Raw genomic sequence first — 23,820 nt, 5'->3', positions numbered from 1 at the left:
TGGAGGACGGATGAGAATCGGGTTACGGAAGGCGTTGGCGCTCGCGATGACCGCGGCGGCGGCGCTGTTCCTGACGCCGGCCGCGGCGGTTGCGGTGGAGCAGCAGCAACCGGCGGTGCAGGGCATCAATCCGGGCACTTACCAGAACCTGATCAACAACTACCACCGCAAGTGTCTCGCGGTGAACTCGGCGGACAACCGCAACGGCAAGCCGCTGATCCACTACGACTGCTACTCGTCGTTCACCGACCAGTACTGGCTCTTCGAACCCATCGCGGCCGCGCCGGGGTACTACCGGCTCCGCAACCAGAACACCGGTCGTTGCGTCGCGGCGGCCAACCCCAGCAACGGGGCGAAGGTCGTGCAGTACGACTGCGTTGACGGCTACTACGACCAGTGGTGGTTGCCCGAGCTCATGCCGGACAACGTCCACTACCGGCTGCGCAACTACAAGAGCGGCCGTTGCCTTGCCGTTCCGTCGAACCAGGGGCAGAACGGTGGAAACGCCGTGAGCTACAACTGCATCCTCGGCTACAACGACCAGTGGTGGCAGATCTGGCCGTGACGTGACTTCCTCCCCGATTCCCCGGTATGCATGGAACATGGTGCTGGGGGCTCGGGGAGGGCACGCCGGATGACTGTGCGGTTCCGGCTGCTCGGTGACGTCGAGGCGCAGGTTCACGGTAGTCCGATCGCGATCGGCTACGCGCAACTTCGTTCTGTGCTGGCAGTACTTCTGGTCGAGGCGAACCAGGTGGTGTCGGTCGACCAGTTGGTGGACCGGGTCTGGAGCGATCGGCCCCTTCCCCGCAAACCGCGCGCGGCCGTTCAGCACAGCATGACCATGTTGCGCGGTGTGTTGACGCCCGCGGGGGTGACGATCACCCGCAGGTCGACCGGCTACCAGCTCGCCGTGGACCCGGAAGACGTTGACCTGCACCGGTTTCGCCGTCTCGTCGAAGACGGTCGTGCCGCCGGCGACGACGGCCGGGCCGCCGCTCTGCTCGAGGAGGCGCTGAAGTTGTGGGGAGGAGAACCGTTCGCGGGATTGGACACCGCCTGGCTCGACTCCCTGCGTGCCACGCTGATCCAGCACCGGCACGCCGTCCGGCTCGAGCTCGTCGACATCCAGCTCCGTCTCGGTCTGCACGCGGCGCTGCTGCCCGACCTGGCGGCGTGGGCGGCGGGCAACCCGTTGGACGAACGTCTGGCCGGCCAGCTCATGTTCGCGCTGTACAACTGCGGTCGCCCCGCCGACGCACTCGAGCACTACCAGGAGGTGCGCAAGCGGTTGGCCGACGAGCTCGGCACCGATCCCAGCCCGCCGTTGCGGCAGTTGCACGAGCGGATCCTCGCCACCGATCCCGCGCTGACGGCGGTGGTCAGGCCGCACGCAACCGTGGTGCCGCAACAGCTTCCGGCCCGGCCACGCCTGTTCACCGGTCGAAGCCGTGAACTCGCTGATCTCGACACCGCTCTCGGCGACGACGACGCCGTGGTGATCTCGGCCGTCGGCGGGCTCGGCGGCATGGGCAAGACCTGGCTGGCAGCGCAGTGGGCGCACCGGCACCTCGACCGGTTCCCCGACGGCCAGCTGTACGTCAACCTGCGAGGCTTCGATCCCGGCGGGCAGCCGATGTCCGCGGCGACCGCGATTCGCGGCTTCCTCGACGCTCTCGGTGTCGCCCCGTCCGCCGTTCCCGTCGACGTGGACGCGCAGGCCGGGCTGTACCGCAGCCTGGTCGCGGGCAGGAAGATGCTGGTGTTCCTGGACAACGCGGCCGACAGCGCGCAGGTGGTACCGCTGCTGCCCGGCGGCCCGGCCTGCGTCCTGGTCACCAGCCGCCGTCAGCTCAACGGACTTGTCGCCGCGCACGGCGCGCGTGCGCTGAACCTGGAGCGGCTGAACGACGACGAAGCACACCGGCTGCTGGCGACACACCTGGGCGAGGACCGGCTCGCCGCCGAACCCGAAGTGACAGAAGAACTCCTGACCTGCTGCGCGGGCCTGCCGCTGGCCATCAGCATCGTGGCCGCGCGTGCCGGCACGCACCCCGCCTTCCCTCTGTCCGCGCTGGTGGACGAACTGCGCGAGCAGAACGACCTGCTGGACGCCCTGGACGCCGGCGAGGACCTGGTGAGCCTCCGCGCCGTGTTCTCCTGGTCCTACAACGCTTTACCCGCCGAAGCGGCCACCGTGTTCGCCGCCCTCGGTCTCGCTCCCGGCACGGACATCGCCCTGCCCGCCGCCGCGAGCCTCACCGCGCTGCCCGCCGCCCGCGTTCGTGCCCGTCTGCGTGAACTGGAGCAGGCGAACCTGGTCGGTCAGCACGCCCCTGGCCGCTATCGGATGCACGACCTCGTCCGGTTGTACGCGGGCGAACGCGCCCACCACGACCCCGCCGCGGTGCGCCGAGTGGTCGACTTCTACGTGCACACCGCGTTCGCCGCCGAGCGAGTGCTGGACCCGTTGCGCGAGCCGCTCGCGATCGGGGTGCCCGCACCGGGTTGCGTCCCGCTCGGGTTCGAGGACGAGACGGCGGCCACGGACTGGTTGACCGCCGAGTTCACGAACCTCCTGGCCGTGCAGGAACTCGCCGCCGGGCAGGGCCTGCACGACCAGGTGTGGCACCTGGGCTGGACCTTGAACACGTTCTTCCGAAGAAGGGGCAACTACCACGACGCCGTCGCCGTGTGGCGGGCCGGTGTGGCCGCCGCGGACCACACCGGCGACAGGATCGCCCAGGCCCAGACCAGAAGACTCCTCGGCGACGCGTGCAGCGGACTGGGACTCCAGTCCGAAGCCCTGCGGCACCTCGGCGACGCGCTCCGGATCAGCGAACAGGTGGGCGACGTCCCCGGCCAGGCCCACGCCCATCACCTCATGGCCTCCATCTGGGAGGACCTGGAGGACGACCGGCGAGCGCTGGAGCACGCGACCCCCGCGCTGCGCCTGTTCCAGGACCTCGGCATGACGGTCTGGGAGGCCTGGGGATACACCCAGGTGGGCTGGCACCAGGCCAGGCTGGGGCTCTACGAGCAGGCCCGCACCCACTGCGAGGCCGCCCTGGTCATGGCTCGCCGCCACCGCGAGCGTGAGCTGGAAGCGACCACATTGGACAGTCTCGGCTACATCGCCCACCACACCGGCCACCACGCCGAGGCGCTCGACCTCTACGGACTGGCGCTGGGCCTGCTTCGCGACCTCGGGTACGACCACCACGAGGTCGCGACGCTGGAACGCATCGGCCACACCCATCGCGCGCTCGGTCACCACGACAGGGCTGAAGCGGCGTGGCGGCAGGCCCTCGACCTGTGCCTGGCACAACATCGAGCCGAGGACGCCGCCCGCATCCGGCAACTGCTGAGCCCGTTGTAGGCCAGGGTCAGACGCGATCACCCACCTGGTCGACGAACCCGGACGCGTCCTGCGGCCTGTTCTTCGTGCCGAGGTACTCGTAGGTGTCCTTGTCGAACACCAGAACCACCGGCTGGGCCGACGGCAACGATCCCTCCGGCACCGGCCAGCTGATCCCGATCCCGGGACGGCCGGACGAGACGTTCTCCACGACCGTCAGCCCCGGCACGCGGGTCGCCGCCTCGAACAACGCGGCCCGCTGCGGGCCCGGCAGGTACGCGTCGCCGACCATGGCCAGCACGTCCTTGCCGTACGAGTTGACCGGACGGTCCTTGTCGTCGCCCTGGAGGAACTTCAGCATGTCGTCGGCCGTAGTGGGCAGGTCGTCCCGGTACGCGCGGCCCGGCGTGCACTCCTCGGTCCCGCCCGTCGGCTGGTCGTACTTGTCGAGCACCTTCCTGCGGCCGTCGACGCAGCCGGGCATGGGGATCGGCGGGGCGTCCTTGACGGGGATGATCTGGCCGTCATGGGTGCCGTCGACGGAGCGCCAGTCCTCCCGCTCGCCGGTGCGCACGTAGTAGAACTGGTCAGGCCGCGGCACGACGTCGGGCTTCGAACGGGCCGCCGCGGCGGCGTGGTTCAGCAACTGCACCGCGGTGTCCTGGCGGGCCGGGTCCGGGGAGCCGGACGGCAGCACCATCGTGACGCCGACGGCCGCTGCCGCCACGGAGAGCGTGGCGACGGCGATGATCCCGGCACGACCGCGCCTGGGCGCTTTCATGCCCGCCACGAGCTGGGCACGGGCCGCCGCCAGCTGGTCGGCGGACTTGAGCGGGGTCTCGTCCAGTTCCCGGACGAGCTGAAGGTCATCCATTGTTGAGCAACTCCTCGACCTCGGTGTGGTTGTCGGTTCCCAGCGCTTCCCGGACCTTGCGGCGCGCGCGGTTCAGCCTGGACCGCACCGTGCCCACCGGAATCGCCAGCGCGTCGGCGACTTCGAGATAGCTGAGCTGTTCCCACGCGACCAGCAGCAGCACGTCCCTGTCCTCGACGGACAACGCCCCCAGCGCGCCGGTGAGCATCGACCGCATGGCCTGCGCGGTGACGTCCGCCGCCACCCGGTCGGCGTGGTCGTCCACGTCCGGCACGGCCGAGGGCATCCGGTACCGGCGCACCTCCTCGCGCCGGTGCTGCCCGACCAGGTTGGTGGCGATGCCGTACAACCACGGCCGGGCGTCCGGGCGGGAGGAGTCGTAGCGCTGCCGTTTCGAGAACGCCACGAGGAACGTCTCGGCGAGCAGGTCGTCGGCGACCTGCTGACCGAGGCGCCGGGCGAGATAGCGCTGGATGTGCGGTGCGTGCCGGTCGAAGATGACCGCGAACTTCTCCGTCACGCGCAGCGACGCCTCGATGAGCTCCGCGTCGGTTGCTGTCATGGTGGCCTTTCGAGCGAAGGGTCTTCGCCCTGTTATCAGCAGAACGCCCCGACCGAGTTCACGGCCGGGGCGTTCAGCAGATCAAATCCAGGTCACGGGGACCGCGGGGCGTCTCCCAGAAGCGCCAGGAACTCCGCTCGCGTGCTGTCGACCCGAGCACCCAGTTCCAGGACCGGCTTGCTCGTGCCCGACGACAGTTCCGCGCGGGCGACGGTGCGCGCCTCCTCGAACTGGGTCCGCAGCAACGCCTTCAACTGCTGGTCGAAGGCGGTTCCCTCGGCGAACCCGACGGCGGTCAGTTCAGCGGCCGTGATCATGCCGGGCATGTCGTGGCCGTCGTGCTGGTCGCTCTCCTGCCGGCCGGTCCGGGCCAGCAACTCCCGGACCTGCGCCAGTTCGGCCCGGTAGCGGTCCTCCACCTGAGCGGCCATCGGGCGCAGCGCGGAGCCGGGCCGGTTCGCCGTCAGGGTGAGCACGGCGAGCGCGGACTCGTTCTGGGGAATCACCAGATCCAGGAACGCCAGGTCGGTGGCGGTGAGGTCGGTCGGCGCGGAGGGCGGCGGGGTGTGGCCCGCCGCCGTGCCACAGCCCGTCGCCAACAGCACCGCCGCGATGAGGAGGAGGACCCGCACTAGGGGCGGCCGTCCGGTCCGCACTTGACGATCCGGTTGATGCAGTCGCGCACGCGCTGCGCCATCTCGGCCTCGGGCCAGACGTTGAAGAAGTCGCCGTGCATCGTGAACCCCGGACCGGACGACAGCTTGAACCGAGCCGGGTCGCCGCTCACCGGGTAGCGCAGGACCTGGCGCAGCTTCGGCACCGGCACGGGGTGCGTGGCCGGGCAGTCGCCGGCGACCGGGTAGGACATGTGGCTCTTGTGGTCCGCGGAGTCGAGGTCCTTGCCGTTCCAGCACTGCGGGAAGTCCAAATAGGACTCGATCATCGTGCCGGCCGGGCAGTTCACGAAGTCCTTGGACGCCCCGACGTGCCCGGCGTGCAGGCACGACCAGCGCGACATCGTCGTGTTGTCCGGAGCGGTGGCCTTGGCGTTGCCCGCGACGATGCGCAGGCCGTACGGCAACGGCTGGATGCGCGCGGTCACGTCGTCGCGCACGCCCTCGCCGAGGTAGTAGAACGTCGTGCCGGTCGGCTCGACGGGCTGGCCGTCGACCAGCAGCGTCGGCACCCAGTACGACGAGAGGTCGACCTTCGGACTGCACGTGCTGGCGGCCTTGCCGAGGCTCGTGACGTCGGAGTTGCCGTTGGTCGAGGTGTTGCCGAAGAAGCTGTGCAGGTGCGAGGCACCGGGCAGGTTCGGCAGGACGATCGGGTCGTCCGGGAGCCGGTGCGTGAACGGGCACTCGGCGACGAACTCCGCGACGCGCACCGCGTTCGGCGGGATCGGCTCCTGCGGCTTCACCGGAGCGACCACGGCGGCCTTCGTCGTCTCGGCCGTCTGCGTGGGCGTGCGGGACGGCGTCGTGGTGCCCGCGACCTGAGGTGACGTGGTGACGGCCGTGGTCGTCGAAGTCGGGCTCGCCACGGGCTGCGCGGGCGGGGTGAAGAACATCGCGTTCGCGGTCACCGCGGACGCCGCGACGCCCGCCACGGCGAGAGCGGCGATCCACACGCGCCGCCGCAGTCGTGAAGTGAGGACGTGGGGCATTGAAGGTCCTTTCGGGTGCAGGGGGCTTCTGACCAGGAGATGCCCTGCGTGCCCGCCGATAACGAAAACCTCCCCGGATCTTTTTTGCCGGCCGTTCGTCGGCGGACTGTCGCCCGCGAAGCCGCCGCTGGTCCACTACGACGGCGGATACGACCGTTTGCCCCGTGCCTGACGGATTTCTGGTTGATGGGCAGTATTTTCCCCTCGCGACGGATGCCGGTGGTCTGCCTCGTCCACGACGGTATCCCGGCCGGTGCGACCACCTCCTTGTCTTGAGTGGGAGCGGACTCCGTCGCACCGCAGCCGCAGTTCCAGGTGCTGGGGCCGTTCGAGGTGCGCGTGCACGACGAGGTACTCGACCTGGGTGGTCCGCGGATTCGGACGCTGCTCGCGTTGCTGACGGCGAACGCGGGCAGGGTGACGACCGTCGGCACGATGGTGGAAGCGTTGTGGGGACCGGAATCGCCGCCTGACGCCCATCGCACCGTGCGCAGCTACGTATCGAGGTTGCGTCGCGCGCTCGCCGTCGACCAGCTGATCGTCACGCACCCGGCGGGATACGTGCTGCGCCTCGAACCACACGTCGTCGACGCCCGCCGGTTCGAACGGCTCGTCGAGACGGGACGGGACGCCCTGGCCGCGGGCCGGCCGGCGGACGCCGCCGAACGGCTGACGCTGGCGTTGAGGCTGTGGCGGGGTGAGGCGTACGGCGAGTTCAGCGTGACGCCGGTGCTGCGCGCCGAGGCCGCACGACTGGAAGGCCTGCGACTCGGCGCCGTCGAGGACCGCGTCGACGCCGACCTCGCGACCGGCGCGGGGGTGACGCTGGTCGAGGAGCTCACCGCGCTGACCGGCCAGCACCCCGGCCGGGAACGCCTGTGGGGGCAGCTGATGACCGCGTTGTACCGGGCGGGCAGGCAGGCCGAGGCCCTCGACGCGTACCTGCGCGCCCGCACCGCGCTCATCGAGCGGTTCGGTCTCGAGCCCTCACCGCGACTGTCCGAGATCCACCAGCAGGTGCTGGACAACGACGCGCGGCTGTTCGGCGTGCCCGCCGCCGAGCCGAGCGAACCGGCCCGTGACGACCTCCCCGGCGACATCGCGGACTTCGCCGGCCGCGATGCCGAACTCGCCACGCTGGCGACCGCTCGTGCCGCGGGCCGCCATGCCGTGGTGATCCAGGCGATCGACGGCATGGCCGGGGTCGGCAAGACGACGCTGGTCGTCCACGCGGCACATCGGTTCGCGGAGCACTACCGCGACCGGCTGTTCATCGACCTGCACGGCCACGCGTCCAGCCATCGGCCCGTCACGGCGATGACGGCGCTGGACTCGCTGTTGCGGGCACTGGGCGTGCCACCCGACCGCATTCCGCAGGATCCGGACGCGCGGGCGGCGCTGTGGCGTGCCGAACTGGCCACCCGCTCGGTGCTCGTCGTGCTGGACAACGCCGCCGACGCCGCGCAGGTGCGTCCGCTGCTGCCCGGCACGTCCCGCAGCCTCACGTTGATCACGAGCCGTCGCCGCCTGGTCGACCTCGACGCCACCCAGGTCGTGTCGCTGGACGTGCTGCCGGAGGCGGACGCCGTCGCCCTGTTCGTCAGCGTCGCGGGTGACCGCACCGAGGGCTCGGTGCACGAGGTCGTCGCGTTGTGCGGCCATTTGCCGCTGGCGATCCGCATCGCCGCCGCACGGCTGCGCGCCCGTCCCGCGTGGACAGTGGGCTACCTCGCGAAGCGGTTGCGCCAGGCCCATTCCCCGCTCACCGAGTTCGAGGCGGGGGACCGCAGTGTCGCCGCCGCGTTCGCCCTGTCCTACGAGCACCTCCACGCGCCGCAGCGACGCCTGTTCCGGCTGCTCGGCATCCACCCCGGCCCGGACTTCGACGCCTACGCCGCCGCCGCGCTCGCGGCCGTCGACCTCCCCGAAGCCGAACGACTGCTGGAAGGCCTCGTCGACGACCACCTGCTCCAGGAGCCCGCGCCCGGTCGTTACCGCTTCCACGACCTCGTCCGTCAGCACGCACACGCCGTAGCGGTGACGGACGAACCGGAACCGTTGCGGCACAAGGCACTGCGTCGGGTCGTCGACTACTACCTGCACACCGCGCACAACGGCAGCAGGTTGCTCGACCGGCAACACCCGCCGATCGCCGTCGAGGCGGCCGACTGCGTCCCGCACCCGATGCTGGACAGCGCGGCCGCGATGGCGTGGTTCGACGCCAACCACCGCAACGTCCTGGCGGCGCGGACCGCGGCCGAGGACGCGGGCTGGGACACGGTGGTGTGGCAACTCGCCTGGTCCTTGGACAACTTCCACTACCGCCGAGGGCACCTGCACGACAACATCGCCTCCTGGCAGGTGGGCCTCGTCGCCGCCGAACGGCTGGGCGACCTCGCCGTGCAGGCCCGCGCCCACCGGCGACTCGGCCTGGTGTACGCGCCGCTGGGCAGGGACGAGGAGGCGTTGCTCCACTTGAGACAATCACTGGCGCTGTCCGGCCAGGTCGGCGACACGCTCGGCCAGGCAGGCGCGCACGTCGTGCTCGCGCTGGCGCTGACGTGGAAGAAGGACGACCACGGCGTGCTGGCCCACCTCACCGAGGCGAGGAACCTGTACCGGCGCAGCGGGAACACGCAGTGGGAGGTCCGCGTCCTGAGCATGATGGGCGCCGCGTACACCAGGCTCGGCCACCACGTCCGGGCTCGCGCCCTCTGCGAGTCCGCGCTGGCGTTGTGCTTGCGGCACAACGACTTGTACGGCCAGGCGGACACCCTCGACAGTCTCGGCGCGATCACGGGCAACACCGGTGACCACCGCCAGGCCCTGCACCACTACGAGCGGGCCTTGGCGCTGTGGCGAGGGCTCGACAACACCTATCGGCAGGCCGGAACCCTCGCCGCGCTGGGCGACACGCATCGCGAACTCGGCGAGGTCGATCAGGCGAAGCAGTGCTGGCGGGAGGCCATCGAGCTCTACCGCGGGCAGAACCTCCACCACGCGGCCGACCGCATCGCCCAGCGATCGGGGTAGTGGCCGAGCTCGCGCCGGGCCCTTCAGTCGCTCAGTTGTTCGCGAATTCGGGTTGCAGTTGCACACCCTCGATGCGGCTGGCGTGGAGTTCTCATCGCGAGCGATATGAACGCAAGAATTGTGCTCTATAAAGCACGATCGGTACGTGACCTGACAGGTCACGTACCGATCGCAGCTCACATCTTCACCGGTGTGGCGAGTTACGGAACAGCTCGCCAATGCGAGACCTGCACCGAGTCGGCGGAGATGCCGATCTTCTTGAAGATCGCGTCATGCATCCGCTCCATGAAGACGGTCTTCTTGTCGTCGAAGTACTGCTCGTCGTACCAGGCGACGCCGAAACTGACCGTGCCGCCCCCGTTCTCGTGCCGCTGGAGCCAGGTGCGCTGCCAGTTGTACATCGTGCCCGGGTTCTGGGCGAGCTTCTCGTCGGACGCCTGAAGTGCAGCGATGCAGCGTTCGACCGCGTCGTCGGTCGCCAGCGTGAAGTCGCAGTGAGACTCGGCGACGACGGTGCGGTCGCCCCGGCGCCCAGGAGCTTCTTCGCCCCAGAGAATGAGTTCGCGGACGACATTCTGCGAGTCAAGGGTGACAGTCATTCAAGACCCCCTCATCCGTGCAACGGAAGCTGGCGGGCCCATGGCAAGCAATTAGACAGATCAAGGTGCTCCCCCAGCTCTTGACACAGACGACCCTGCCACGGATTTATGGAGACGTCAATTGCGTTGCGGCACTCGGTCGGCCGTAGCGCGATGATCTGCGAATTGGTATGGTCCCGCGTCCGCGCGAGCAGGCCAAGTCCAGTGGCGTGGAATTGCTCGGCGTCTGCCACGATGTCTGATCGTGGCCAATATGAGCTCTCGTACGACTCTGGCGTTGATCGCCTCTGGATACGGCTTGTCGGCGATGGGCGACGAGATGCTTCTCGTCGTCCTCACACTGCGCTTCTACGGAGAAGGCAGATCGGGTGGAGCGATCTCTGCGCTGGTCATCGCAGGGGTGTTGCCGATGGTGTTGCTGGCGCCGGTGGCCGGGGCAGTGGTGGACCGGTTCGAGAGCACCAGGCTGATATCCGTCGTTTTGAGCGTGCAAGCGGTGCTTGTCGCGGCGCTGGCCTTCGTCGACGGCTTCGGGATGACGCTTCTGCTGGTCGCGCTGATCGGGATCGGGTTGGCACTGGTGTCGCCGGCGTTGGCCTTGCTGGTTCCCGCCGTGGTCGGTGAGGACAAGGTGCCGACTGGCTACGCGCGGCTGGAACTGTTTCGCACCACTGGCACGATCGGTGGCCCCGCGCTCGCCGGCGTGCTGATCGCATTCGTGGGGGAGCGGGCCGTTCTGCTGTGTGACGCCTTCTCGTTTCTGGTGATGGCCGTGGTCATCGGAACGCTGAAGATCCGTCGGCACCCGGACCCGTCGCAGGCGAAGATGAAATGGCGCGAACAGGTGCGACAGGGCAGTGGCCTCATTCGCAAGAACGCTGTTCTTCGGGTGGCGGTACCGACGCTCGCCACCGCGATCGTTTTCACGGCCGTGCTGACGGTTGCGAGAGTCTACTTCAGCCAAGACCAATTGAAGTCCGGCGACCTCGGGTACGGCGTGCTCGTCGCCGCCCATCTGGCTGGAATGACCATCGCCGCCGCATTCATCGCGCCGCGCGTCCCGATCGCGAAGCAGACGACCGCGCTGGTCAGTGCAAGCGTGGCGATGGGAGTGGCGCTCGTCGTTGCGGGGTCGTTCGACTCATATGCTCTTGCTTTCGCGAGCTTCCTTCTGACCGGAGTCTGCAACACGGTGCAGGGACTGGCGATCCGCAACTTGGTTCACGCGCACGTGCCGGCGCACATGCGTGGGCGGGCGTTCGCGTCTTCCGGTGCGATGCTCAACAGCGCGCATATCGTGGGTACAGGGTTGGGCGGGCCGCTGAGCTCCGCGGTCGGTGGCGGGCACGCATTGCAGCTTGCCGGCGCCGGAACGCTTCTGGTGGGCCTGGCGGCCATTCCGCTCTTGATGCGTGCCTCCACGTCGAAGAACGCTTTGGAAGGCGATAGCGCAGAGAACGACGTCGCCAGCGAGGAAATCAAGTAATGCGTAGGTCGAGGGTGGCGGTGATGCTATTCCGGTGACGGGAGTGGGCATCTGCCCCTGGTCGCGACAGCGGCGCGGGAAAGGTTCATCCCAGCGCGGCGACTGTTGCGCAGCATGCCGCCAGAACAAGGCACAGCGGCGAGTAGATCCGCCGGTCGAGCCGGGCGAATTCGGTGTCCTGCCGTGACGACACCACCAGGCCGCCCGCGCCGCGCAGCAGGAACACCGCGGCCACGCCGGCCGTCCCCACGGTCGCCAGCCAGCCGGGGCCGGGCACCGGCACCACGCCCGCGCGGCCCGCGACGATGTAGGCGGCCACCGCGAGCAGTACCGCGACCGCACCGGTCGCCGGCCCCGTCGGCAGCTTCTCCACGGGAACGCCCACCACTCGGCTGGCGAACTCCTCGCGGGTGCGCAGAGGCCACGGCGAGAACATCCACACCACGTGCAGGGCGCCGACCAGCGTCAACACCACAGCCGTGCCCAAACCCAACGCCGTCATCGCGCGCCTCCAGTGTTCCGTACACCTCTGTATGGTCAACCGTACAGTACTGTATGGACGTGGCTCGGTTGTCGAAGCAGGACTGGCTCACCGCGGCGCTCGGCGCCCTGGCCCAAGGCGGCGTGAGCGCGGTGGCCGTGGTGCCGCTCGCCCAGCAGCTCGGCGTGACGCGAGGCAGCTTCTACTGGCACTTCACCGATCGCACGGCGCTGCTGCGCGACGCCCTGCAGTGGTGGGAGCAGCAGGGCACCATCGCGGTGATCGATCAGGTGGCGTCCATCGCCGACCCGCGGGACAAACTGCGCGAGCTCTTCCGAATCGCGATCACCGAGGATCCGGTGAGCGGACTGGAACCCGCCCTGGTGGCACATGCCGACGACCCGGTGGTCGCGCCGATCCTGCGGCGGGTCACCGAACGCAGGGTCGCGTTCCTGACCGAGGCCTACGCGGAACTCGGGCTGCCTGCGACGCGCGCCCGGCGACAGGCCCTCGTCGCGTACTCCGCCTACGTCGGCTGGATACAGCTGCGACGCGCAACGCCCGACGCTCTGCCGGAGATCGTCGGCGACCCCGAGGCGTTGGCATATCTGGTGGACAACCTCATCGGCCCCACCGGATAACGCTCGTGCGCGGGCTGCTGCCCGCCTATCTCGCCGACCGCTGGGGCAGGGAGACGGAGTTCGCTCCACTTCGGACGGCCGTCACCGGCACGCACCTCCAGCCTCGACGAGAACCTCGTTCCCGAGATCATCGACGACCGGCAGGTGCCTTCGCGGACGCGGTTCTCGCTTTCGCCGGTGAGCACTCGCGGTAGCTCAGGTCGACGCGCCGGATGACCTAAGGTCCCCAGGGTGATCGACGTGGACGGGCGAACCCGGCTGGGCGCGGTGCTGTGGGTGCTGGTCGCGCAGTACTTCGTGCTGCTGTTCGTGGTGGAGTCGCGGTGGGAGGTCCCGTACAGCTGGCTGCGCAACGCGATCAGCGACCTGGGCGCGGCCACCTGCTTCCAGTCGGCCGAGGTCGGCCGCTGGGTGTGTTCGCCCTGGCACGTCGTCTCCGGTGTGTCCTGGACGCTCGCGGGTCTGTGCCTGGCCGCGGGAGCTCTGCTGGTCCGGCCGCTGTTCCCGGACGTGCGGACGGCCCGCGCCGGTCTTCTGCTCCTCGTCGTCACCGGTCTTGCCCTGGCCGTCGTCGGCCTGAACCCCGAGGACACCCGGCGTGCGCTGCACATCGCCGGCGCGGTCGTCGCCATCCCGGTCGGTGAGGTCGCGATGCTGCTGACCGGCCTCGCCCTGGCGCGCACCGCCCGGTGGCGCCTTCTGGGCCGCATCGGAGCCGGTGGCGCGATCGTGGCGGCGGTGGCCCTCGCGCTGTTGGTGGCCCAGGTCGGCGGTCCGGCGCTGTTCGGTATGTGGGAACGCATCGCGGCATTCCCGGTGCTGCTGTGGGCGGTCGTCTGCGGCGTGGCGTTGCCGGCCCGGCCTGCGGTCTAGGACCAGTCCCAGCCCATGCCGAGCACGCCCGGCCGCACGTCCTTCGCCGTCAGGTGCAGCACCCGCCCCGGCGTGAGCGCGAGTTCGTCGCCGTGCACCTGCGTCGCGTCCACGCCGGGCTGTGCGAGGGCGTAGCAGCGGACCGGGAGGCGCGGTTCGGTGAACTGCACGCTCGCCACGTACGTGCCCACGGGGTAACGGAACGCGCGCCGGTAGTCGTGTGACCGCGCGCCGTTCTCCGCGATGGTGAAGCGGTACTCCAGCAGGTGCGTCTGGCCCGCGCGCAGGCTTTGGTCGAACAGCAGCTCCACGGCGATCACCGGCGCTCCGGGATGCCGCCGCACGCGTCCCAACCGGCAGTCGCGCACGGCCTCCACGCCCAACGCGTCCGGTGGCGTGCCGGCGTCCGCGCAGTACACGGCCAGGTAGCGGTCGGGGTGGCCGGCGACCGCACGCAGCACCTGTCTGGTGTGGATCGTGCGAAGCACGCCGTGCTCGTCCACTGTGGCCGCGTCGTCCTGCGACCACAGGCGCAGGTCGCCGTCGGACGGGCCGACCAGCGCCTGCACGATTTCCGCCAGCGACTGCGCGGGTTCCAGCATCCGCCCGTAGTCACGGGTCTGCTGCTGCTTCGACGCCCATCGGCCACGAGGGCGCGGCGGCCCGAGCAGGGCTTCGAGGGAGTGCCTGGGCAGGCCGAGGATGGTCTCGATGGCCTGCACCGCGCGCAGCGAGTCGGCGCGTTCAGGACGGCTGCGGCCCAGTCGCCAGTAGCTCAGCGTGGACAGGCTGACGTGGATGCCCCGGCGGTCGAGACGGTCGCGCAGGCGTTCCAGGGTGAGGCCGCTGCGCTCGACGGCGGCCCGCAACGCGGCGTGGAACGGACCGGCGCGCAGCAACACGTCGACCTCGTCGCCGACGTCGGGAGGAACGGCCACCGCACACCCCCTCGACTGTGGAGAAAACAGTTTAGAAGGCCGATCGCGCCCGATATGACCGACAAACGTAGGTATCCCTCCACAGTTTTGGAGGGCGTTCCACAGTGGTGGGTCCTCTGCCGGAGGTGTCCTTGACCGCATCGGCCCACCGGTATGTCATCGGCGCGGCGGCCCCTGCAAGAGCCGCCGAATCCCTGCCCTGTGCCGATTTCCCCCTGGAGGGCACATGTCCCGTCCGTTGTCCGCGCGGCGATTCGCCGCGCTGTTCTCCGCACTCGCGGCCGGTGCCGCGGTGCTGGCCGCGCCGTCCGCGACGGCCGCCGCACCCGACCTCGCCGCGACCGTGCGCGCCACCATGCTCCAGCAGCACGGCGACGCGGTGAAGAGGCAGTGGGACACGCAGACGTTGCGTGAACCGCTGTTCGAGCCGACTCGCACGTCTGGTGCGTGGGTGTTCGGCAGCACCACCATTCCCATGGCTCACGGTCAGGAGCACGGGGCGCCGCACATGGCGTTGTTCCTGGCACGCAAGGAACGGTCCACGTGGCGGGTCGAGCTCGACGGCACCGCCGGGTTCGCCGCTCTGGCCGCACAGGCGCCGTCCGGCGTGCTCAGTGACGGCGAGAAGCGGACGTTCGCGGCCAACCAGAGCAACCAGGCGCTCGCTCCCACCGGACTCGGCCTGCCGTGGCCGGTGAACGTGGCGTGGTGGATGGGCGGCGGCCCGCACGGCAACAGCGGCAACAGCCGGCCGTTCAGCTCCATCGACTTCAACGGCGGTGACGGCCGCGTCTTGTCCGCGGGCAACGGCCGTGTCTACAAGAGCTGCGTTGTGGGTCGCAGCGCATTGGTGAAGGTCGTGCACGACAACGGTTACAGCACCACCTACTACCACATGTACAACCTGACGACGCTCGCCGACGGCAGCGCCGTGCGCACCGGCACGTATCTCGGCAACATCGGCAACGAGCTGCCGTGCGGTGGTTCGAGTACCGGGGCACACGTGCACTTCTCGTTGCTGCGCGGCAACACCCACGTGAGCGTCAACGGGATGACGATCGGCGGCTGGACCTTCTACGAGGGTTCGCAGGCGTACGGCGGCTACGCGCAGCGCGGCAGCACGCGGGTGTCCGTCGGCGGCCGGATCACGAACTACGGCGGTGGCGGCACGACACTGCCCACCGGCACGGTCGACGCGGGTCCGAACACCACGGTGAACCTGCGTTCCGGCCCCGGCCTGAGCTACTCGGTCGCGGGCACGGTCGCGGACGGCGCGGTGGTGTCCATCGCGTGCACCAGCCGCGGCGAGGCCGTCGAGGGGGTCTGGGGCCGCACGGATCTGTGGAACCGGCTCGAGGACGGCAAGTGGATCAGCGACGGTTTCGTCGACACCGGCTCGAACGAACCGGTGGCCTCGGCCTGCTGACCTGACGGTGCCGATCCTGCCCCAGGGCGGGATCGGCACCGGTTCCGTTATTTCAGCGCTGCCACCAGTTTCGCCGCCGTGACACGGACCGCCGGGGTGTCGTAGCGGTCGCACTCGGCGAGCGCCCGCACCCGGTACTCGCGGGCCTGCGCCGAATCACCCGCGGCGTCGGCGAGTTCGGCGAGCCTGGCCATGATCTCGACCCGGTGATCGGAGAGCCTCGCCTCGCCCAGCGCCGCCAGCAGTTGCTCCCGCGCCTCGCCGAACCGTCCCGCGTCCATCAGCACCACGCCGCGACCGTGTTGCACCCGAGCCGTTCCCGCGGTGTTGGAGTGCCTGTGGAACAACGACTCCGCCTCGTCGAGCAGGTCCATCGCGGCGATCACCTGGCCCGCGGCCGCCAGGGTCGTCGCCAGGCGGATGAGCAGCATCGAGAGCAGCTCGTCGTCACCGCCGGCCTTGCGGTGCTGGTCCACGCTGAGTTGTTGCACCTCGGCGGCCTCGCCGAGATCGCCGGCGGTGTGCAGCATCAGGCCGAGCAGGGAGAGCGCGAGGTTCTCGCCGATCAGGTAGCCGGCCCGCTGGAACTCCTCGACGGACCGGCGGCCCAGCGACACCGCCTTCTCCAGTTCGCCCAGCCGTCGCCTGATCGCCGAGCCGTAGTAGCAGTTCCACGCCTCGGTGAGGGTGTCGTCGATCGGCTCCGCCGCCGCCTCCTCGTGCACGGCGAGGGCCTCGTGAGGCCGCCCGCACAACGCGTACAGCGCCCACGACAGGTAGTTCAGCTGCTCGGCGGCGCCTTTGGCGTTGCCCAGTCGCCGGGCCGCGTGAGCGCCGGCGGAGAAGACCTCACGCCACAGTTCGCCGACGCCGTGCATGTCCGAGTACCAGTGCATCGCCTGTGCCAGCGCGAGAACGCGGTCGTGCTCGCCTTCCGCCACCGCCGATCGCAGTGCCCCGCGCCAGTTCTCCAGTTCCAGTTCGAGCCACCGGGCCGCGGACTCCTTGTCGTGCACCGGACCCGCACGCTCGGCGGGCATGTCGTGGTCGAAGAAGAGGGCCGCACCGGTGGCGGTGTCGAGGAGCCAGTGCCGCAAACGTGTGCGCGCCTTCAGCACGGCGGCCGGGTCGTCGTCGAGTTCGAGCCGTTCGGCGGCGAAGACGTGCAGCAGGTCGTGGCGCGTGTACCGGCCGGGCGTCTCGCTGATGCCGAGCAGGCTCGCGTCGGCCAGTTCCTCCAACGACTCCTCGGCGTCGTCGACCAGAACGGCGGCCAGGGCCACGCTCACCTCGGGGCTCGTGACCAGGGCCAGCCTGCGGAACAGGGTGGCGGCGGCGGAACTGAGCTGGTGGTAGGAGATCTCGAACGCCGCCCGCACCTGCAGGTCGCCCGCCCGCAGCACGGACAGGCGGCGCCGTTCGTCCTCCAGCTGCTCGGCGAGGTGGCCGATCGTCCACTGTGGTCTGCTCGTCAGCCGGTTCCCCGCGATGAGCAACGCCAGCGGCAGGCCCCCGCACAGCTCGGCGACCCGCTCGGCCGCGTCCGGTTCGGCATCGAGCCGGTCCGGGCCCGTCACGGCGCGCAGCAGTTCGACGGAACGGTTCAGCGGCAACAACTCCAGCGGGAGCCGGTGCCGGGCGTCGAGGCCGGTCATGGTCCGGCGGCTGGTCAGCAGCACCAGCGTGCCGGGACTGGACGCGAGCAACGGCCGCACCTGCGCCTCGTTCTCCGCGTTGTCCAGCACCAGCAACACCGTCCGGTCGCGCAGCTGCGAGCGGTACAGCGACAGCTTGTCGTCCGGGTCGGCGGGGATCTGGCGCTCGTCCACTCCGAACGAGCGCAGCAGCCGGTGCGCGGCCTTGTCCGGGGTCAGCGGCTCGGCGTCGGTGCCGCGCAGGTCGAGGAACACGCAGCCGTCGGCGAACCGCGCGCCCAGCCGGTGTCCCGCGTCGACGGCCAGCGCGGTCTTGCCCGCGCCGGGCGCGCCGTGCACGACGGCGATCTGCAGCCGTGACGACGACGAGGCGTCCGCGGCGAACCCGTCCAGGAGCTTCTTCTCGCTCTCCCTGCCGGTGAGCTCGATCAGCACCGGTGGCAGCGAGCAGGACGTCACGGCGAACGGCGCGTCCGGGCGTTCCTCAGCTCCGGCCACCCGGCTGACGCGGGCGAGCGCGGTGAACTCCGCCGCCTCCTCGCCCCTGAGACCGAGCCCGCCCACCAGCAGCTGCACGGTGCGGAACTGCGGACTGAGCGTGCGGCCGCGTTCCATGTCGCTGATCGCGCGCGTGCTCAGGCCTGTGCGTTCTGACAGCTCTTCCTGCGTCAACGGAACACGCGATCGATAAAAGCGGAGAAAGTCCCCGAACGCGGTCGTGCTCACTGCGCTACCCCCAGACGTCTTCAGCGCATGGTGCTGACCGGTAGACGTCTGACACCGGGGTAACGCTGCTTCCGAACCTCATTTCTGCCGGAACTTCTGCCGGTTGTTCAGCAAGGTGAGCGGTTCCGGCCGAAATTAGCTTCGAGGTGTGTCCATCGCGTACCCAGTGCGGCTCTCGGCTGCGCTCTGGCCGGCCGCTCTGGCGTGGCTGCTGTTCACCTGGTCCGGTCACTACCCGATCGACCTCGACGTGTACCGGCTCGGCGGCCTGGCCTGGCTCGACGGCAGGCCGCTGTACGTCGGGTTCACCGGCCCGCCGCTCGACCCCCAGCTGCCCTTCACCTACCCGCCGATCGCGGCGGCGTTGTTCAGCGGCCTGAGCTTCGTGCCGGGCGGGTGGCACAACCTGCTGGTGGTCGCGGCCGGGTTCGTCGCGCTGACCGCGGTGTGCGTGGCGGTGGCGGGCAAGGTCCGTCCTGATCTCAGGTGGACGGTCGGCCCGCCGGCCGCGATCGGCGCGCTGGCGCTGGACCCGGTGTGGATGACCTACGGCTACGGCCAGATCAACCTGTTCCTGCTGGCGCTGGTCGTGATCGACGTCCTGCTGGTGACCGGCAGGCGCCGGCGTGGCGTGCTGATCGGCGTCGCCGCCGCGATCAAGCTGACGCCCGCGATCTTCGTGCTGTACTTCATCGTCAGGCGCGACTGGCGCGCCGCGATCACGTCGATGGTCACGTTCGCCGGACTGGTCGTCGCGGGATTCCTGATCGCGCCGGCGGATTCGCTCCAGTACTGGCTGCACTCGCTGCTGAACCCCGACCGCATCGGCGACATGTCGTTGTCCACGAACCAGTCGATCCGTGGTCTGTTGCGCGGTTTCGGCCTCGCGTCCGGCGTGGAGACACTGCTGTGGGTGGTGCTCGCCGCCGCCGTGGTGGCCACCGCGGTCTTCGTGGCCCGGCGGACCCGCGACGACCTCGTCGCACTGTTCGTCATCGCGGCCGCCGGGCTGCTGGCCTCGCCGGTCTCCTGGCTGCACCACTGGGTGTGGTGCGTGCCGGTGCTGGTGTACCTGGGCCTGCGCGGCAACTGGCTCGCCTTCACCTCCGTGTTCCTGGTGTTCGTGACGAGGCTGCACGAGTTCGACACCTACGTGTGGCTGACCGTTGTGGCGCTGGGAGCACTGGCTGTCAGGCAGGCGACACGTTCGCCGGTGCGACCGCGCGACCGCGTCTTCCAGCCCATGATCAAGTGACGTTCCACACCGGATCTGAGTTGCGTGGGCTGCGAGGATTCAGCCCGTGGAAGAAGAACCCTGGTCCAGAGCCACGCTCCGGGTGTGGGCGGGTGAGATGACCGTCGCGGAGATCGGCGCCGCCCTGCAGATCGACGGTGCTGAGCGGAGCGACAGGCTCTGGTGCGTCGAACCCGGCGAGGGAGACATGCACCTGGACGACCGGCTGAAGGCCGTCGAGGCGGTGCTCGCCGAGCACCGGGAAGCGCTGGTCCAGGTCGCGGCCAGATGTGACGTGGACCTGTTCGTCTCCTGGTCGCCGAAGGAGGGGCAGGACTCGGTCTGCCTCGGCCCCGACCTGATCAGACTGCTCGGTGAACTCGGAGCCCACGTCGTGATGGACACGCACACAGGCTAGAAGAACCACCCGAAGAACCTGATCTTCCGCCACTTCCTCCTGGCTCCCGCTCCGCCCTTGCGGTTACCTCTGGTCAAGAGACGTCAAGAGGGTGGATTCGGCTGTGACCGCTGTTGCGGAGCTGTTCCGGCGAGTTCCGCGCAACGTGCTGTGGCCCGGTGTGTTCGGTGCCGTCATGCTCGCCATCGGTGGGCTGGGAGCCGGCGCGATCGTCCGCAGGGACCCGTTGCTGAGCGGGACGGTCCTGAACGCGATGAGGTACGGCCACGGCCACGACCTCGCGTTCATCGTCCTGTTCGCGGGCCTGGCGCTCATGGTGCTGTCCTGGGTCCGGCTCGGCCGGCTGGTGCTCGCACGTGAGGTGGGCGGCCGGACGGTGGCGGTGACGGCTGCCGCGTGGACCGCGCCGCTGATCATCGCGCCGCCGCTCTACAGCCGTGACGTCTACAGCTACCTGGCGCAGGGTGCGGTGGCGCTGCGCGGCTTCGACCCCTACTCGCGTGGCGCCGCCGTGCTCGACCTGCCGTTGCGGGGCAACGTCGCGGGGCTGTGGCAGGAGACGCCGTCGCCGTACGGGCCGCTGTTCCTGCTGCTGGGCAAGGGAACTGTGTGGCTGACCGGCGACAACGTCATCCTCGGCGCGATCGTCATGCGCGTCGCCGTGCTCGGCGGGCTGGTGTTGCTGGCGTGGGCGATCCCCGGTCTCACGAGGCACCTGGGTGGACGGCCCTCGACGGCGTTGTGGCTGACGGTCGCAAACCCGCTGGTGGTGGCGCTGGGCATCGGTGGCGCGCACAACGACGTGCTGATGGTCGGGTTGATGGCGGCGGGCGTGTTGATGGTGCTGGACCGCAGGCATTGGAGAGGGTTCGCGCTGATCGCGTTGGCGACGGCGGTGAAGGCGACCGCGCTGCTCGTCGCGCCGTTCCTCGTCTGGGTGTGGGCGGCACGGCTGGAAGGCACGGCACGGCAACGCTTTCTGACCGCGGCCGCCGCAGGGGGAGCGGTGTTCGTCGTGGTCTTCGCGGCGGCGACGGTGGTCGCGGGCGTCGACCTCGGCTGGATCAGCGTGTTGCGGTCGCAAGGGCCGTTGCTCACGTGGATGTCGTTGCCGTGCGCCGCGGCGGAGCTTCTCTACTTCTCGATCGGCCGTTACGTGCCGGGCTTCACGCACCTCGGCTTCCTCAGCTTCTTCCGCGCGGCCGGCGTGGTCGTGCTCGCCGGAGTGCTCGTGCGGCAGTGGTGGCTGGCGCGGGAGGGCGGTGTGGAAGCGGTGAGACGCGCCACGATCGCGTTGCTCGCCGCGTCACTGCTCGCGCCTTCGGTGCTGCCGTGGTACTTCACGTGGGCGCTCGCGTTAGGAGCGGCGTTCGCGTGGAAGGACCGCTGGATCGCCGTGCTGGCGGGCGTTTCGGTGTGGATGGTGCTGGTCACCCTGCCGGACGGCACGATCGTCGCGCGCTGGACGTACGACTCCATGAACCCCTGGGTGTGGTGGCCGTACCTGGCTGCCACTGTTGTGGCAGGGATGTGGGTCGGGCGGGCGCTGTTGCACCCCGTGCGTCAACCGGCCCCGGTGGCTGGAGGAACCGGTGAGTGAGCAGCGTGTGCTGAGGTTCGCGCCGTTGGTGTTGTGCCTGTCGTTGGGCATCTACGCCGCGACGGCGAACTGGGGGATGATCGACCTCAAGGTCTACTGGAGCCTCGCTCCGAACGTGCTCACCGACGAGCTCTACTCGATCGACATGCCGTTCACGGCGGACTTCCCGCTGCCGTTCACGTATCCGCCCTTCGCGGCGATGGTGTTCCTGCCGCTGTCGGCGTTGCCGTGGATCGCCGCGAAGGTCGTCTGGCAGGTGCTGTCGCTGGTCTGCCTGTGGTGGCTGGTGCGGACGGCGTTGAAGCTGCTGGCGGACAAGGCCGTGCAGCCGTTCGACGGGACGTGGCAGCGCCGCGCTCTGTTGTGGACGGCGATCGCGCTGTGGTTCGAGCCGGTGCGCAAGACCCTCGACTTCGGACAGATCAACCTCGTCCTGATCGCCGGGACGTTCGCGGCGATGGTCGCGGCCCGGCAGGCCGTCGCGGGACTCGGCGTCGGTGTCGCCGCCGGGATGAAGCTGACGCCGGCGATCTCGGGGCTGTACTTCCTGGTCACGCGCCGGTGGAAGGCCGCGCTGTGGTCGGTGGCGGGCTTCGTGGTCACCGTCGCGCTGGGCTTCCTGGTGTCCGCCTCGGACTCGTGGCGCTACTGGTTCGAACTGCTCGGCGCGGCGAACCGGGTCGGGCCGGTGGGCTCGGTGATCAACCAGTCGTTGCGCGGCGCGTTGTCGCGTTCGCTCGGCTACGACGTCGAGATGTCCTGGCCGTGGCTGCTCGCGGTGGCGGTGTCCGTCGCGCTCACCTGGTTCGCGTTGCGGGCCGCGGTGAAGGCCGGGGACACCCTGGCGGCCGTGATCATCGTGCAGCTCTTCGGGCTGTTGGTCTCGCCGATCTCGTGGAGCCACCACTGGTTGTGGGTGATCCCGCTGGTTCTCTGGCTCGTGCACGGGCGACGGAACCTGCTGCTCGCCGGCGTGTGGGTGGTCGCGGTGGCCTCGGACGTCATCACGATTCTGATCAACCTGCAGCCGTCCATCTGGGAGATCCCGAGACCCTGGCCACTCGCGGCGCTCGGCTGGATCTACCCGGCGCTCGCACTGCTCACCCTGGCGTTGACGCCGAAGCTGCTCGACCCGATCCCGAAGGCAGAACGTGTTGCGACCTAAGCCCCTCGCGAAGCTGGAACGGCGGCTGCTCGCCGTCGCCCCGTGGCTGCTGGCGATCTCGATGCTCGCACGCACGTGGATCATCGTCACCGGCTTCGGCAACGAGTCGATCGACCTGTACGTGTACTGGTCGCTGGCCCCGCACGTGCTCGAAGGCGACCTGAACCAGGTGGTCTCGCCGCACTCGCCGCCCGACTTCCCGCTGCCGTTCACCTATCCGCCGTTCGGGGCGCTGGTGTTCCTGCCGATGACGTGGCTGTTCTGGGGCGCCGCGCAGTGGAGCTTCCGCCTGCTGACCGTGCTGTGCCTGTACTGGCTGGTGCGCGTGGCGCTGCGGCTCGTCGCGGGACAGTCGTGGACGGTCGACGCCCGGATGTGGCGGCAGCGGGCGATCCTGTGGACCGCCGTGCTGCTGTGGATGATGCCGATCTTCCACACCTTCGAGTTCGGCCAGATCAACCTGCTGCTGGCCGCGGTCGTGCTGGCCGCGCTGGTGGCCCGCGACTCGCGCGTCGCGGGAGCGGGGATCGGCCTGACCGCCGGGGTGAAGCTCGTGCCCGCGATCTCCGGCCTGTACTTCCTCGCCACCCGCCGGTGGAAGGCCGCGTTGTGGTCGGTGGCGGCGTTCGCGGCGAGCGTCGGCCTCGGGTTCCTGGTGAACTTCGAGCAGGCCAGGCAGTACTGGTTCGTGCTGTTCGGCGATCCGGACCGGGTCGGGCCGATCGCCACCGCGCACAACCAGTCGTTGCGCGGGGCGTTGTCCCGCAGCCTCGGTTACGACGTCGGCATGTCCTGGCCGTGGATCATCGCCGCCCTGGTGTCGACCGTGATCGCGTTGTTCGCGCTGAGGGCGGCGGTCCGGGCGAGCGACGCGCTGATCGGCGTGCTGTCGGTGCAGTTCCTGGGGTTGCTGCTCTCGCCGATCTCCTGGGACCACCACTGGGTGTGGGTGGCGCCGCTGCTGATCTGGCTGGTGCACAAGAAGATCGCGCCGTGGGTGCGCAACACCCTGCTGGCGCTGTGGGTTCCGGTGATGTTCCTGGACGTGATCGCGTTCCAGCTGGACCGGCAGCCGACGATCTGGA

General features: G+C 69.6%; 19 protein-coding genes and 1 pseudogene. 12 read left to right on the top strand and 8 right to left on the bottom strand.

The genetic code is table 11. The annotated features are described in order from the left end of the window. Positions 1–10: 10 nt before the first annotated feature. Positions 11–565, top strand: coding sequence for an RICIN domain-containing protein (locus BM417_RS01165; protein ID WP_093587853.1), 555 nt, complete (start codon positions 11–13; stop codon positions 563–565). 69 nt (positions 566–634) lie between these two features. Beyond that, positions 635–3,379, top strand: coding sequence for an AfsR/SARP family transcriptional regulator (locus tag BM417_RS01160; RefSeq protein WP_093587852.1), 2,745 nt, complete (start codon positions 635–637; stop codon positions 3,377–3,379). Positions 3,380–3,386: 7 nt separating this feature from the next. On the opposite strand, the gene BM417_RS01155 is transcribed toward BM417_RS01160, so the two are convergent. The 4 genes from BM417_RS01155 to BM417_RS01140 all read right to left on the bottom strand — a co-directional run bounded on the left by BM417_RS01155 (position 3,387) and on the right by BM417_RS01140 (position 6,460). Then, positions 3,387–4,232, bottom strand: coding sequence for a CU044_5270 family protein (locus BM417_RS01155; protein WP_093587851.1), 846 nt, complete (start codon positions 4,230–4,232; stop codon positions 3,387–3,389). After that, the gene (locus tag BM417_RS01150; RefSeq protein ID WP_093587850.1) at positions 4,225–4,794 is read right to left on the bottom strand and encodes an RNA polymerase sigma factor; all 570 of its coding nucleotides are present in this window, start codon (positions 4,792–4,794) and stop codon (positions 4,225–4,227) included. Before BM417_RS01150 ends, BM417_RS01155 begins: the two co-directional genes overlap by 8 nt. 92 nt (positions 4,795–4,886) lie before the next feature. Then, entirely contained in the window at positions 4,887–5,399 is a 513-nt protein-coding gene (locus tag BM417_RS47470; RefSeq protein WP_177320219.1) for a DUF305 domain-containing protein, read from the bottom strand. 26 nt (positions 5,400–5,425) lie between these two features. Then, a complete protein-coding gene (locus tag BM417_RS01140; RefSeq protein ID WP_218164286.1) occupies positions 5,426–6,460 on the bottom strand; it encodes a DUF1996 domain-containing protein in 1,035 nt (344 codons plus the stop codon). A gap of 276 nt (positions 6,461–6,736) precedes the next feature. Between BM417_RS01140 and BM417_RS01135 the strand changes: the two genes are divergently transcribed. Beyond that, on the top strand, positions 6,737–9,493 hold the full coding sequence (locus BM417_RS01135; RefSeq protein WP_245821597.1) for an AfsR/SARP family transcriptional regulator: 2,757 nt from the start codon (positions 6,737–6,739) through the stop codon (positions 9,491–9,493). 200 nt (positions 9,494–9,693) lie between these two features. Here BM417_RS01135 and BM417_RS01130 read toward each other — a convergent pair whose 3' ends face one another. After that, a complete protein-coding gene (locus BM417_RS01130) occupies positions 9,694–10,092 on the bottom strand; it encodes a hypothetical protein (protein WP_093587848.1) in 399 nt (132 codons plus the stop codon). Between the two features lie 253 nt (positions 10,093–10,345). On the opposite strand from BM417_RS01130, the gene BM417_RS01125 reads away from it, so the two are divergent. Further along, a complete protein-coding gene (locus BM417_RS01125) occupies positions 10,346–11,578 on the top strand; it encodes an MFS transporter (protein ID WP_093587847.1) in 1,233 nt (410 codons plus the stop codon). Positions 11,579–11,663: 85 nt separating this feature from the next. On the opposite strand, the gene BM417_RS01120 is transcribed toward BM417_RS01125, so the two are convergent. Further along, positions 11,664–12,080: a DUF3995 domain-containing protein gene (locus BM417_RS01120; RefSeq protein ID WP_093587846.1), complete on the bottom strand. Its 417-nt coding sequence runs from the start codon at positions 12,078–12,080 to the stop codon at positions 11,664–11,666. Positions 12,081–12,133: 53 nt separating this feature from the next. Here BM417_RS01120 and BM417_RS01115 point away from each other — a divergent pair, with 53 nt between their 5' ends. Then, a complete protein-coding gene (locus BM417_RS01115; RefSeq protein ID WP_093587845.1) occupies positions 12,134–12,700 on the top strand; it encodes a TetR/AcrR family transcriptional regulator in 567 nt (188 codons plus the stop codon). A 231-nt stretch (positions 12,701–12,931) separates the two neighbouring features. Next, the gene (locus BM417_RS01110) at positions 12,932–13,573 is read left to right on the top strand and encodes a DUF998 domain-containing protein (RefSeq protein ID WP_093587844.1); all 642 of its coding nucleotides are present in this window, start codon (positions 12,932–12,934) and stop codon (positions 13,571–13,573) included. Here the strand turns inward: BM417_RS01110 and BM417_RS01105 are convergent. Then, on the bottom strand, positions 13,570–14,511 hold the full coding sequence (locus BM417_RS01105; RefSeq protein ID WP_218164285.1) for a hypothetical protein: 942 nt from the start codon (positions 14,509–14,511) through the stop codon (positions 13,570–13,572). The two genes, BM417_RS01110 and BM417_RS01105, sit on opposite strands and share 4 nt — an antisense overlap. A gap of 226 nt (positions 14,512–14,737) precedes the next feature. Here BM417_RS01105 and BM417_RS01100 point away from each other — a divergent pair, with 226 nt between their 5' ends. Next, the gene (locus tag BM417_RS01100; protein ID WP_093587843.1) at positions 14,738–15,937 is read left to right on the top strand and encodes a M23 family metallopeptidase; all 1,200 of its coding nucleotides are present in this window, start codon (positions 14,738–14,740) and stop codon (positions 15,935–15,937) included. A gap of 47 nt (positions 15,938–15,984) precedes the next feature. Here BM417_RS01100 and BM417_RS01095 read toward each other — a convergent pair whose 3' ends face one another. Then, positions 15,985–18,264, bottom strand: coding sequence for an ATP-binding protein (locus tag BM417_RS01095; RefSeq protein WP_245821595.1), 2,280 nt, complete (start codon positions 18,262–18,264; stop codon positions 15,985–15,987). Positions 18,265–18,466: 202 nt separating this feature from the next. Between BM417_RS01095 and BM417_RS01090 the strand changes: the two genes are divergently transcribed. The 5 genes and pseudogenes from BM417_RS01090 to BM417_RS48915 all read left to right on the top strand — a co-directional run. Beyond that, positions 18,467–19,573: a glycosyltransferase 87 family protein gene (locus BM417_RS01090; RefSeq protein WP_093587841.1), complete on the top strand. Its 1,107-nt coding sequence runs from the start codon at positions 18,467–18,469 to the stop codon at positions 19,571–19,573. A gap of 46 nt (positions 19,574–19,619) precedes the next feature. Further along, the gene (locus BM417_RS01085) at positions 19,620–19,970 is read left to right on the top strand and encodes a hypothetical protein (RefSeq protein ID WP_143138453.1); all 351 of its coding nucleotides are present in this window, start codon (positions 19,620–19,622) and stop codon (positions 19,968–19,970) included. Between the two features lie 103 nt (positions 19,971–20,073). Further along, entirely contained in the window at positions 20,074–21,570 is a 1,497-nt protein-coding gene (gene mptB / locus BM417_RS01080; RefSeq protein WP_093587839.1) for a polyprenol phosphomannose-dependent alpha 1,6 mannosyltransferase MptB, read from the top strand. Then, a complete protein-coding gene (locus tag BM417_RS01075) occupies positions 21,563–22,735 on the top strand; it encodes a glycosyltransferase 87 family protein (RefSeq protein ID WP_245821593.1) in 1,173 nt (390 codons plus the stop codon). The genes mptB and BM417_RS01075 overlap by 8 nt, the downstream gene beginning before the upstream one ends. 61 nt (positions 22,736–22,796) lie before the next feature. Beyond that, a pseudogene (locus tag BM417_RS48915) lies at positions 22,797–23,645 on the top strand (glycosyltransferase 87 family protein); the annotation flags it as partial. Positions 23,646–23,820: the final 175 nt, after the last annotated feature.

Origin of the sequence: Lentzea waywayandensis (assembly GCF_900115955.1) — a bacterium.
GTDB classification, from domain to species: Bacteria; Actinomycetota; Actinomycetes; order Mycobacteriales; family Pseudonocardiaceae; genus Lentzea; species Lentzea waywayandensis.
This window is presented reverse-complemented; position numbering and strand designations above follow the sequence as displayed.

Excerpts from the sequence above, each read along its gene's own strand:
- BM417_RS01120 (WP_093587846.1), bottom strand. The coding sequence starts at position 12,080 with ATGACGGCGTTGGGTTTGGGCACGGCTGTGGTGTTGACGCTGGTCGGC.
- BM417_RS01125 (WP_093587847.1), top strand. The coding sequence starts at position 10,346 with ATGAGCTCTCGTACGACTCTGGCGTTGATCGCCTCTGGATACGGCTTG.
- BM417_RS01160 (WP_093587852.1), top strand. The coding sequence starts at position 635 with ATGACTGTGCGGTTCCGGCTGCTCGGTGACGTCGAGGCGCAGGTTCAC.
- BM417_RS01150 (WP_093587850.1), bottom strand. The coding sequence starts at position 4,794 with ATGACAGCAACCGACGCGGAGCTCATCGAGGCGTCGCTGCGCGTGACG.
- BM417_RS01155 (WP_093587851.1), bottom strand. The coding sequence starts at position 4,232 with ATGGATGACCTTCAGCTCGTCCGGGAACTGGACGAGACCCCGCTCAAG.
- BM417_RS01140 (WP_218164286.1), bottom strand. The coding sequence starts at position 6,460 with ATGCCCCACGTCCTCACTTCACGACTGCGGCGGCGCGTGTGGATCGCC.
- BM417_RS01115 (WP_093587845.1), top strand. The coding sequence starts at position 12,134 with ATGGACGTGGCTCGGTTGTCGAAGCAGGACTGGCTCACCGCGGCGCTC.
- BM417_RS01100 (WP_093587843.1), top strand. The coding sequence starts at position 14,738 with ATGTCCCGTCCGTTGTCCGCGCGGCGATTCGCCGCGCTGTTCTCCGCA.
- BM417_RS01130 (WP_093587848.1), bottom strand. The coding sequence starts at position 10,092 with ATGACTGTCACCCTTGACTCGCAGAATGTCGTCCGCGAACTCATTCTC.
- BM417_RS01165 (WP_093587853.1), top strand. The coding sequence starts at position 11 with ATGAGAATCGGGTTACGGAAGGCGTTGGCGCTCGCGATGACCGCGGCG.